Source organism: Candidatus Ozemobacteraceae bacterium (assembly GCA_035373905.1).
Taxonomy (GTDB): domain Bacteria; phylum Muiribacteriota; class Ozemobacteria; order Ozemobacterales; family Ozemobacteraceae; genus MWAR01.
Genome location: DAOSOK010000006.1, coordinates 168,058 through 178,188, shown reverse-complemented (window position 1 = coordinate 178,188; position 10,131 = coordinate 168,058). Strand labels below are relative to the sequence as shown.

At 63.9% G+C, this 10,131-nt stretch carries 12 protein-coding genes; 7 read left to right on the top strand and 5 right to left on the bottom strand.

Annotated features, from left to right (window positions below; all coding sequences use genetic code 11):
• Positions 1-134: 134 nt before the first annotated feature.
• From PLU72_04700 to PLU72_04690, 3 genes are read right to left on the bottom strand one after another with little or no spacing between them, the layout of a single operon-like run.
• The gene (locus tag PLU72_04700; protein HOT27466.1) at positions 135-1,022 is read right to left on the bottom strand and encodes a hypothetical protein; all 888 of its coding nucleotides are present in this window, start codon (positions 1,020-1,022) and stop codon (positions 135-137) included.
• Between the two features lie 60 nt (positions 1,023-1,082).
• Positions 1,083-2,144 carry a hypothetical protein gene (locus PLU72_04695; GenBank protein HOT27465.1) on the bottom strand — a complete coding sequence of 354 codons (1,062 nt, stop codon included), beginning with the start codon at positions 2,142-2,144 and terminating at the stop codon, positions 1,083-1,085.
• Positions 2,141-2,482, bottom strand: coding sequence for an STAS domain-containing protein (locus tag PLU72_04690; GenBank protein ID HOT27464.1), 342 nt, complete (start codon positions 2,480-2,482; stop codon positions 2,141-2,143). The genes PLU72_04695 and PLU72_04690 overlap by 4 nt, the downstream gene beginning before the upstream one ends.
• 117 nt (positions 2,483-2,599) lie before the next feature.
• On the opposite strand from PLU72_04690, the gene tpx reads away from it, so the two are divergent.
• Positions 2,600-3,109, top strand: a complete 510-nt coding sequence (gene tpx, locus PLU72_04685; GenBank protein HOT27463.1) for a thiol peroxidase — start codon at positions 2,600-2,602, stop codon at positions 3,107-3,109.
• Positions 3,110-3,118: 9 nt separating this feature from the next.
• On the opposite strand, the gene PLU72_04680 is transcribed toward tpx, so the two are convergent.
• Positions 3,119-4,159 carry a helix-hairpin-helix domain-containing protein gene (locus PLU72_04680; protein ID HOT27462.1) on the bottom strand — a complete coding sequence of 347 codons (1,041 nt, stop codon included), beginning with the start codon at positions 4,157-4,159 and terminating at the stop codon, positions 3,119-3,121.
• Positions 4,160-4,260: 101 nt separating this feature from the next.
• Between PLU72_04680 and PLU72_04675 the strand changes: the two genes are divergently transcribed.
• Positions 4,261-4,842: a hypothetical protein gene (locus tag PLU72_04675; protein HOT27461.1), complete on the top strand. Its 582-nt coding sequence runs from the start codon at positions 4,261-4,263 to the stop codon at positions 4,840-4,842.
• A 64-nt stretch (positions 4,843-4,906) separates the two neighbouring features.
• Here PLU72_04675 and PLU72_04670 read toward each other — a convergent pair whose 3' ends face one another.
• Positions 4,907-5,392, bottom strand: coding sequence for a hypothetical protein (locus tag PLU72_04670; GenBank protein HOT27460.1), 486 nt, complete (start codon positions 5,390-5,392; stop codon positions 4,907-4,909).
• Positions 5,393-5,554: 162 nt separating this feature from the next.
• On the opposite strand from PLU72_04670, the gene polX reads away from it, so the two are divergent.
• The 5 genes from polX (at position 5,555) to ssb (ending at position 10,091) form a co-directional block, all read left to right on the top strand.
• The gene (gene polX / locus PLU72_04665; GenBank protein ID HOT27459.1) at positions 5,555-7,282 is read left to right on the top strand and encodes a DNA polymerase/3'-5' exonuclease PolX; all 1,728 of its coding nucleotides are present in this window, start codon (positions 5,555-5,557) and stop codon (positions 7,280-7,282) included.
• Positions 7,283-7,287: 5 nt separating this feature from the next.
• Positions 7,288-8,034 carry an endonuclease III gene (gene nth, locus PLU72_04660; GenBank protein HOT27458.1) on the top strand — a complete coding sequence of 249 codons (747 nt, stop codon included), beginning with the start codon at positions 7,288-7,290 and terminating at the stop codon, positions 8,032-8,034.
• Between the two features lie 55 nt (positions 8,035-8,089).
• Positions 8,090-9,199, top strand: a complete 1,110-nt coding sequence (locus tag PLU72_04655) for an alpha/beta hydrolase fold domain-containing protein (protein ID HOT27457.1) — start codon at positions 8,090-8,092, stop codon at positions 9,197-9,199.
• 142 nt (positions 9,200-9,341) lie between these two features.
• Positions 9,342-9,629, top strand: coding sequence for a 30S ribosomal protein S6 (gene rpsF / locus PLU72_04650; GenBank protein HOT27456.1), 288 nt, complete (start codon positions 9,342-9,344; stop codon positions 9,627-9,629).
• 15 nt (positions 9,630-9,644) lie between these two features.
• The gene (gene ssb / locus PLU72_04645; protein HOT27455.1) at positions 9,645-10,091 is read left to right on the top strand and encodes a single-stranded DNA-binding protein; all 447 of its coding nucleotides are present in this window, start codon (positions 9,645-9,647) and stop codon (positions 10,089-10,091) included.
• Positions 10,092-10,131: the final 40 nt, after the last annotated feature.

The window sequence follows — 10,131 nt, the reverse complement described above, 5'->3', positions numbered from 1 at the left end:
ACGAATGCACTCGCCCTTCGACAAGCTCAGGGCGAACGGCTGTGCCATGTCGGTCTGGAGGAATTATATTTTACTTGTGATAGCTGTTGCCTAATATCTGAGACGAAGAGTATTGGTGAGGGCGTCACGGAACGTCAGCGGAAATTGCGGTAGGTGTCGGTCAGTTCGTAGGCTTCGCGCTCCATCAGGATGTCGAAGTCGCGATCCTGGCCGGCGATGCGCGATGCGGCGCACTGGCTGCCCCAGGCGACGGACCAGCCGGTGTCGTCGACCCACCGGTCGGTGCGGCACCGTATGGCGGGAAACAACTGTCCCAGGCTGGGCCAGATCGAGACGTCACGACGGTACTGGAAGGTGTGGATCAGTTCGTGGCCGGCATGGTCGCCGTTCCGGTTGGTGACCAAGTTGTTCGCGTTGCTGTAGGCGAGAGCACCGTTGCGGCCGATCGTGCCGTCCCTGTTCCGGTTCCGCTCGTAGGCGAGCGTGCCGAGACGGAGCGAGCGGCCCGGGTCGATCCGGGCGCCGTCCGCCAGGTTCAACAGGGGGGCGAGGGAGCCGTGAAGGCCTGGCTTGAAGCGAAAGCCGCCGGGACCGGCCTCGAGCCAGACGGGGCCGAAATCCATGCGATAGAGGAACCTGCCTTCCGGCGCCGACTCGGCGAGCGATGCTCCGACGTTCATCAGAAATTTCGCGCGCCAGGCACGCCAGGGATCGTCATCGCGAACCTTCGCGGCTGTTTCCATCGCCTTCTGCATACACAGGCCCCCTGCGAGCGCCTGCAGAATCGCCGGCCCGACCGCGGTGCCGCGCCGGTGGGCACGCCAGCCGGCGGTGACGGCCGGAACGGCGATGTTCAGGGCCGCGAGATCGCGGCCGGTGAAGGCGGAACTGGAGCCCATCATCAGCCACCCGGACACGCCGACGGCGGCCGCGAGCAGGAGCGCGACGACGGCTCTGCCGGCGAAACGGCGGCCGGCAGAGGCTTCCTGCGGCTTATGAGAAGAAGTCGGCTCGATAGGCATGAAGGATCCGGCACACCTATCGGCTGAGGGCGGGGCTTCCTGAAGAGGAAAATCCCTTCCTCAGGGGGCGAGGAAGCGGAAACGGACTTCGCCCTTCCAGACGTTCTGCTCGTTCATCGTCGTGTTGACGAGGTGAACGATGCGGCAGTCGACCGCCTCACTCGACAACTTGCGCATGAAATCGTTGACGCTGCGCAGGTTGGCCGCGACGATCGTGTAGGTGCCGGTGATGCGCTTGTCCGCGTCCGGTTCGCTTTCGGAACTGTTCTTCAGGGCGACGTCGGTCTCCTCGGACGCTGTCTTGAGCAGTTCGCCCAGGTTGGAAAGGGGCTTCGCCGCGGGGTTCAGCAGGGGAAGACCGGGGAGCCCGACGACAATCTCGAGCGTCGTGCCGGCGCTCGCCGTTGTGGCATCGGGAACGTCGGCTTTCAGCGCCTCTTTCAGCGCATCCTTGATCGAATTCTCGTCGAGAGGGGCGTTGCCCTCGAAGGTCAGCTTCGCGACGATCTTTCCGCCGGTTTCCTCGATGCCGGTGCATCCGAGGGCGGAGACGCCGGCGCTGGCTTTTTTGTTCGCAAACAACGCCTCGATTGCATCGCCGAGAAGTTCGGAAGCATGGGCGGGCGCCGGTCTCGCCGCGACCTCTTCGGGAATGACACTGGGCCGGGGCATCGCCTTTTCGAGCCTGGCGATGAACTCCTTGATGCGTGGGTGGTTCGGGGCCGACTGCTCGGCGATCGAGATGTGGCGCCAGGCGGTGATGAAATCCTTCGCTTTGGCCGCGATCACCGCGCGCATGAAGCGGGCTTCGGCATGCGTGGGGATGCGCTCGATGACCAGGTCGAGTTCTTCACGGGCTCGGTCGACGTTGCCCAGTTTGAAATTGCGCCTCGCGAGCTTCATGTGGGCTTCGCCGTACATCTTGTCGGCCGGGTCGATCTTCGGCCCGGCCGGCGCGGCGTCGGTATCGGCGCCGCTCTGCTCCTGAGCATATAGGACGGATCCGCCCCCGGAAAATGATGCTGTGGTCGTTGCGCTATGATATGGAGCGGTCGCGCCGGCGGCGAATGCCAAACAGGCGAGGAGAAACAGCCGTGCCGCGAAGGACCGGCTCGTTCTCACTTCGAAATCTCCGCGACCGCTTCCTGCTCGGTTTCGAAGGCATCGCAAAGGGTCAGGATGCCGGTCATCTGGAGGGCGGTGCGCGTCAGTTTCGTCAGACCGGTGATCGCGATCTTCCCGTCGTTGTAATCGATGACTTTCACGGCGACGTCGAGAACCATCGACAACCCGGTCGAGTTGATCGCCGGCGTGCCGGCGAGGTTGAAGACGAATCTGTTCCTGCCGCTCTCGATGAGCTTTTCGCAGATGGCCTTCAGCTGCTTGCCGTTGACGTCGTCGAGGTAGCCCTGCGTCCTGAGGATCGTGACCTCACCCTGGGTGACACTCTCAATGTTCATTTCGCTCATGTATGGTATGATAGGGTGATCCGGTGCGCCTGTCAACGCCGCCGGGATGCTCGATCCGACAACCGGGCCGGAGCGCCGGAAGATACGCGAATAGGAGAGTGATTCGTCATGATTGAACAGGCGGGTGCCGTTACGTTCCAGGGAAATCCCCTCACGCTCATCGGGAATACGCTCGCGAAGGGAAGCAAACTGCCCGGGTTCACGCTTGCCGGCGTCGATCTCAAGCCGGTGACGCTCGCCGACACGACGGGCGTTCGCGTGTTCACCACCGTGCCCTCCCTCGACACGCCCGTGTGCGACGCCCAGATAAGGCGTTTCAACCAGGAAGCGGCGAAACTCGCGAACGTGACGATATACGCCGTCTCCGCCGATCTGCCGTTCGCCCAGGCCCGCTGGTGCGGCGCCGCCGGCATCGACCGGGTGAAGACCCTGTCGGACCACCACTCGATGGCGTTCGCCGACGCCTGCGGCCTGCATATCAAGGAGTTGCGGCTGTTTGCCCGGGCCGTCTTCGTCGTCGATTCGACCGGCACCGTCGTGTATGCCGAACTGGTGAAGGAGATCACGCAGTCGCCGAACTTCGAAGCCGCTCTCGAGGCCGTGAAACAGGCGAGGTGAGGCCTCGGCCTACTTCGCCGTCAGCTGTCCGGACAGCCTGTCGATAAGGCCGACGCTGAAGGCTTTCTTCCCGCTCGCGGGGTAGGTGACGTTCGCCAAGTCGCGGATTGACCGGAACGGCCGGACCCTGCGGGCGTCGAGGATTGCCTGCGCCCGCTTTTCGCCGATGCCGGGAACGCTCATGAGCTGATCGAGCGTCGCCGTGTTGATGTCGATCAGCGGGTTTTTCGAGGCCGGGAAGCCTTCCGCCCGGCTCAGTTGAAGCGGCGGAAGATCCTGAGCCGCCGAGGCGGCCTTTATCGTTTCGATGGCGGCCGGCGGAATCAGGGGAATCGGCTGTCCGCCGAGGTTCGTGACGCCAAGCCAGAAGTCGGCGACGTGCTTCACGGCCGCCGCATACTGCGCGTTGACGATGTCGTCGAGATCGAACACGCCGTTGCCGCTGCGATAGGCTGCACCGATCCGTCCGTAAAGCGGCGAAGCGGATCTCGCCATCTCCATGACGCGTCGTTCGGGATCCGTCACCGGATCATACCCGGTCGGAACCGGAACGGGGATGTGCGTCATCCGGCTCTGGACATCCTTTTCGAACCTGGCGTGGTAGTCGCTCTCGGCGACGTCTGCTTCGCTTCCGGCGGTGTGCAGAGGCTGGTTGAGATCGGCGACGTAGTGGGCGATGAGGCCCATCGTGTAGGCTGCTTCCGGCCCCGGTCCCCGTTCTTTCAACTGCTGGACGGCCTGATTGAAGAGAGCGCCGATCCGGGCGGCCGAGTCGTGGCCCATGCGGCTGTTGACGTGATACACGTGGTTCATGAAATCCTTGATGAACGTGTCGGGATCTGTCGCTCCTTTCATCATCAGGTCTTTGAAGGGGCGGAACCGCTCCTGAAACGCTGTCGGCAGGAACGAAAGAGCGTCGGAAACGATCTTCCGGTGCGTGTGATACGACCAGGCTCCGGCGGGCGAGCCGCACGTCACGAACGGGATGAGAACGAGCAGAAACGCCGCCGTCCTGGCCGCGCGAACGGAAAAGGAGTGTGAATCAAGCATGAATGAGCGCCTCCGTTTCGATGTTCTCATTGTACGCCCCCCCGTCCTTTGGGGCAAATCCGCAGATTCTTGTGGTATAGTGAATCCGGAGGCCGATCATCATGTGTCCCGACGTCGCACCGCAAGCCGATTCCAAGCCGGTTTCGCCGCCTGAAGCGCCGGTCGCTCCGGCAGCGCCTCAGGAACGCGCCGCGCCGGCTGACACGGCAGCGACGCCTTCCCCGTCATCCCCTCCGCCTGCCGAGCCTGCCCCCGACCAGGATCTTCTGCGGCTCGAATCGTTCGACTGGCGTCGCGCCGTCGTTCTCAGGCTCCAGAACGGCCGTCATCCCGACCCGGTGATCGAGGATATCCTGCGGCGCAGGCTCGACCTGGACCGCGAAGCGTTTCAGGGGCCTCTGCCTGTGCGGGTTCTCTGCACCCTCGCCTTCGTGTTCGCCGCCTGCATCGTCGTCTGGATCGTCGGATGGAGCGCATTTTCCCTGCTCGGCTGGGACGGCTGGGTTCTCGGGTTTTCCAGCCTGATGATGACGGTGCTGGTGGCGGCGCTCGGCGTTGCGGCGTTTCAGCCGGTACGCATCTACGACGAGATCGGCGCCGTCGCGAAAGCCCAACAGAAGTTCGACGAACTGCGGCGGCAGGTGGACGAACTCCGGTACAGCAAGCGCAGAAGCCGGGCCTGAGAAAACCCGAGAAAAGAAAACCCCGGCCGCACCATCGGCCGGGGCTTGCAGTCGATCGAACCGATTACCAGGTGGCGTGAACCTCGCCCGTCAGCGGGACCCAGGTCACTTTGTAGTTGCGACCGGACGCCTGGATGTGGAAGCGCACCTTGGCGGTCTTCAGGTCATACGGGGCGACCTTGAACTCGGTGGTCTGCGCGATCGAGACGCGATGGGCGCGATCCATGTGGCCCAGCTTCGCGGAGAAATCGAGGTTCATCGGGGACTGGGACTTGGCCCAGCGGACGGCTTCCTTGCCGTCGACCGCGGCGTCAACGTACTCGACGTTGTCCAGGACGGCCTTGCCCTTGAGGCAGGTCATCTTGAAGCGGATGCGGTCGATTTCCTTCTGGTCGCGGGTCCAGCCCAGGAGAAGCTGGTCGAAGCGGACGAGAACCTTGCCGTCGAGATACAGCGAATGGTTCTGCTTCGTGTAGCTTCCGGCTTCGGCGGAGGCGGCCATGAAGAGGAACGCGGCCAGGACGACCAGGAACAGGGACATTTTTTTCATTGGTACAAGCTCCTTTCACGATGTGGGCGGGTCTTGTGTGTCTTTTGCAGCCCGCCCATTCTACCCATTCAATCTGCCTCATTTGGTTCGAAATTGCAACCCGGTTGACCGAGTTTCATGTTTGACGATACCGTGCATCCGAGTCCGAATGGGAGGTGAGCGATGGAATCCCGTGAACGGCTGATGGCGCTGTTCGAGGAAATGGCGGACCTGCTGGAACTTGCGGGCGCGAATCCGTTCAAGGTGCGCGCCTACCGGAACGCCGCGCGGACGCTCCAGGCCCAGGTCGTTCCCCTGAAGCAGCTTCTCGAATCTCCGCCTAAAGGCTTCGGGGACTCGATGTGCAGGCACGTCGGGGAGTTCATCGAAAGCGGTAGACTCGCCGAGATGGACGAGCTGAAGGCCTCGTTTCCCCCGGGACTGTTCGAGATGATGCGCGTTCCCGGCCTCGGGCCGAAAAAGGTCGCGCGACTCCGGGAAAAACTCGGCATCGATGACCTGGCCAAGCTCGAGGCTGCCTGCTCGGATGGCCGGATCGTCGCCCTCGAAGGGTTCGGCGAAAAAAGCGTTAAAAATATTATTGAAGGTATAGAACTTGTCAAAAAGTTCAGCGGCCGCTTTCTCTTTTCCGATGCGGAAGCGGTCGTGAACCGGTTGCTCGAATGGCTTCGCCGGGAGGCTCCGGGGGCCGAATACCATGCCGCCGGAAGCTTCCGGCGCCGGCGGGAGACGGTCGGCGACCTGGACGTGCTTGCCGCGACGGACGGCGGGCCTGCCGTGATGGCGGCGTTTCTGCGGTTTCCCGGCGCATCGAAGACGATCGCAGCGGGTGAGACGAAATCGTCGATCCTGCTGGAAAACGGCCTGCAGATCGATCTCCGGGTCGTTCCGCCCGAGTCGCTGGGCCCGGCGCTCTGCTATTTCACCGGCTCGAAGGAGCACAACACGCAGATGCGCTCACTCGCCCTCTCGAAGGGGCTGAAGCTGAACGAATACGGCCTGTATGACGGGGAAACGGCGCCGCCCATGGCGACCGAGCAGGAGGTCTACGAGGCGCTCGGCCTCGAGTGGGTCGCACCCGAGCTTCGCGAGGGGCTGGGCGAGGTGGAATGGGCCGAAACCGGCAAGCTGCCGGCGCTCGTCGGGGCGGAAGACCTGAAGGGTGCGATTCACGCCCACACCACGGCTTCCGACGGCCTGGAGGAACTCGACGGCATGGCCGCCGGCGCGCGGGCGCTCGGCTGGAGCTGGCTCGGCATCAGCGACCACTCGGTGTCGGCCCATTACGCGGGTGGTCTCGGCGAGGCGGCGATCAGGAAACAGCGGCACGATATCGACGCCTGGAACCGCACGCACGCCGGCGGCGGCTTGGTCCTGCTGAAGGGGATCGAAAGCGATATCCGGCCCGACGGATCGCTTGATTACCCGGAGGATGTTCTCGAGGGGTTCGATTTCGTCATCGCCTCGGTTCACTCGGGATTCACGATGCCGCGCGACGAGATGACCCGCCGCGTGATCAGGGCCGTGGAAAATCCCTTCACTCGCGTGCTGGGCCATCCGGAAGGCAGGCTGTTGCTCGCGCGGGAAGGATACGAGATCGAGCTGGACCGCGTTCTCGAAGCGTGCCTCGCCAACCGGGTCGCCGTCGAGATCAACGCCCAGCCCCAGCGGATGGATCTCGATTGGAGGCGAATCCGCGCCTGGCGCGACCGGGGGCTGATGTTCGTCATCGGCCCCGATGCCCATGACAGGGAGAGCCTCGCCTATATCCGGTTCGGACTCGGGATCGCCCGCAAGGGCGGCCTCGAAGCCGGACAGCTTCTGAACAGCATGACCTCGGATGAGGTGACAGCCTGGTTCCGTGGACGGAAAACCGGGCGGAAAGGATGAACCGGATGCCTGCGAAACGAATGGCTGGAACGAAGACGGCAGCTGCTGCCGGAACCAAGGCGCCTGCTCGGGGAAAGCACCTCGTGGCGGCCGTCGCGCCGAAGGCCGGAACCGATCCGGTGAAAACAGCGCCGGCCCGCGTGCCGGCCCTGCTCGAGTCGCTGTTCTCGATCTATCCCGATCCCCACTGCGCCCTGAAACATGAGAACCCGCTCCAGCTGCTTGTGTCGACCATCCTGTCGGCCCAGTGCACCGACGAGCGGGTGAACATGGTCACGGCGACGCTGTTCGAAAAATACCGCACGGCTGCCGATTTCGCCCGTGCCGATCAGACGGCGTTCGAGAACGATATCCGCTCGACGGGATTTTTCAGAAATAAAGCGAAAAATATTATATCGTGCGCGAAAGCGCTCGTCGAAAAACACGGCGGCATGGTTCCCAAAACGCTCGAGGAGTTGGTCGTCCTGCCCGGCGTGGGCCGCAAGACGGCGAACGTGGTGCTGGGCACGGCGTTCGGTATCGCCTCCGGCGTCGTCGTCGACACGCACGTGACGCGTCTTTCCTGGCGGCTCGGCCTCACGAACGAGACGGACGCCGAAAAGATCGAAGCCGACCTGATGAAGCTGATCCCAAGGAACCGCTGGATCGCCTTTTCTCACGCGATCATCCTCCACGGCCGCGCCCGCTGTTCCGCCCGGACGCCCGACTGCGCCGGTTGCGAACTCGCCGCTCACTGTCCAAAAAGGCTTTGACACGGACATGAACATTCGGAATCACGCAAGGCGATATCTGGGGCGGGCATCGTTGATGGTCCTTGTCGCGTCGTTCTGTCTCCTGGGAAGCATTTGTCCGGGAGAAACCGTCGAAGGTCCCGAGCGGAAACCCCTTCCTCCGGGGCCGCCGATGTCGGGGCCGGGCGCGCCGGTCTATCCCCACGCGCGGACGGAGCGCCTCTGGCAGGGTGCCGGGGAAGAGGCGTTTCTTCTCGTCACGCCGGCCGACCCGGTTCCCGCATCGGCGCCGCTCGTGGTTCTCCTGCACGGGTGGCTGGGGATCAATCCGAGAGGGCAGGGCGCCTGGATCGAGCATCTCGCCCGACGCGGGAACATCGTCGTCTGGCTCGTTTACCAGACGGGCCGGATGCAGGTGCGCGAGCCGGTGCCGCATGCCGTCGCGGCCCTGAAACGTGCGCTTGCCGAACTCGAAAAGCCGGGCCGCGCCAGGCCGCGCCCCGAAGGGATGGTGCTGGCCGGCCATTCCCTGGGCGGCTGCATGGCGATGAATCTCGCCGCGGTGGCCGCCCGCGAAGGATTGCCGAAGCCGCTCGCCGTCCTGAGCGTCGAGGGCGCCGATGCGGTGGACAGCGAGTCGGCGAACCGGCTCCATCTGCGGCCGAAGAGCCTCATCGAGGACCTGGCGCAGATTCCGTCCGGCACGATGCTGCTGACGCTGATCGGCGACGAGGACCGGCGCGTGACGCTCGAGCGGGGCCGCGTGTTCCACGACCGGGCGACCGGCGTCGCTTCGGCTGACAACGTGATCGCGCTCGTGCGGTCTGATCGGCACGGGGAGCCCCCGATGGTCGCCGATCACTTTTTCCCGCTGGCAGCAGATGTATCGTATGATATAGACGGCGCGACGGGCCAGCCGAGTGCTCCGACGCGTTTTCCGAGGCTGAAGCGACTGGCCGGAAAAGTGTTCGAGAAACTGCTCGGGGCGCCCGGACTCGAACGAAATGCCGCCCGGCAGCCCGACGCGCTCGACTGGTGGGTGACGTGGCGGTGCCTCGACCGGTTGATCGACGCGGCGTTCCACGGCGGAAGCCGCGACGACGCGCTGCTGCGAACTCCCGCTTCACGCGCGACCGGAACCTGGAGCGACGGCGCGCCCGTCGAGCCCCTGGAGACGATTGAGTGAACCGCCTCGCTGTTTTCCGTGAGCGGGACTTGAAACGGCATTCGATTCATGTTATCCTGCAGGGTACCATTCCCTGCTCCCGCGTCCGGGTCAGGCCGGGGGCTGAATGTTCATTCATCCGGAGGGAGGTCATTACGACCCTGTGAAACCTTACGAAACCCTGTTTTTCACCGAACCCAACATTGCCGAGGACGCCGTCGACGCTGTCGTTGCGAAGATCGAGGGCGCCATCACCCGCTACGGCGGCCAGGTCGAGAAGGTCAACCGCTGGGGCAAGCGCATGCTCGCGTATCCCGTCGAGAAGCACAATGAGGGCTACTACGTCCTCATCGACTTCAAGGGCACCGGCGACGTTCTCCGCGAACTGGAGCGCTTCTATCTGATCAATCAGAACATCCTGCGCTTCATGACCACCGCCCGCCCCCAGTAATCGAGAACGACGCGCATGGCCGCTAATCTCAACAAAGTGTTCCTGATGGGGAACCTCACTCGTGACCCCGAGTTGAAATACACCCCTCAGGGAACGGCCGTCGCAAAGTTCGCGATTGCCGTGAACCGCCAGTTCAAAGGCGGCGACGGCGAAATGAAGAAGGAAGTCAACTACTTCAACATCGTCGTCTGGGGCAAGTCGGGTGAAAACTGCAGCAAGTTCCTCACGAAAGGCCGGCCGGTCTTCGTCGAGGGGCGCCTGCAGAATCGCACCTACGAGACCCAGGACAAGCAGAAGCGCACCGTGACCGAGATCATCGCCGACAGCGTCCAGTTCCTCGGCGGCGCCGGCGGTCCCGGCGGTGCCGGCCGCGGCCCCGACGAGGGCGGCGACGTGGCGCCCGACTACGGCGGCGGCGATGCCGATTATCCGGCTCCCGGCGGCGACGAAGTGCCCTTCTGATCCGATTCGAATTCCGTGCCGGGCATGGCCCGGTCTGTTT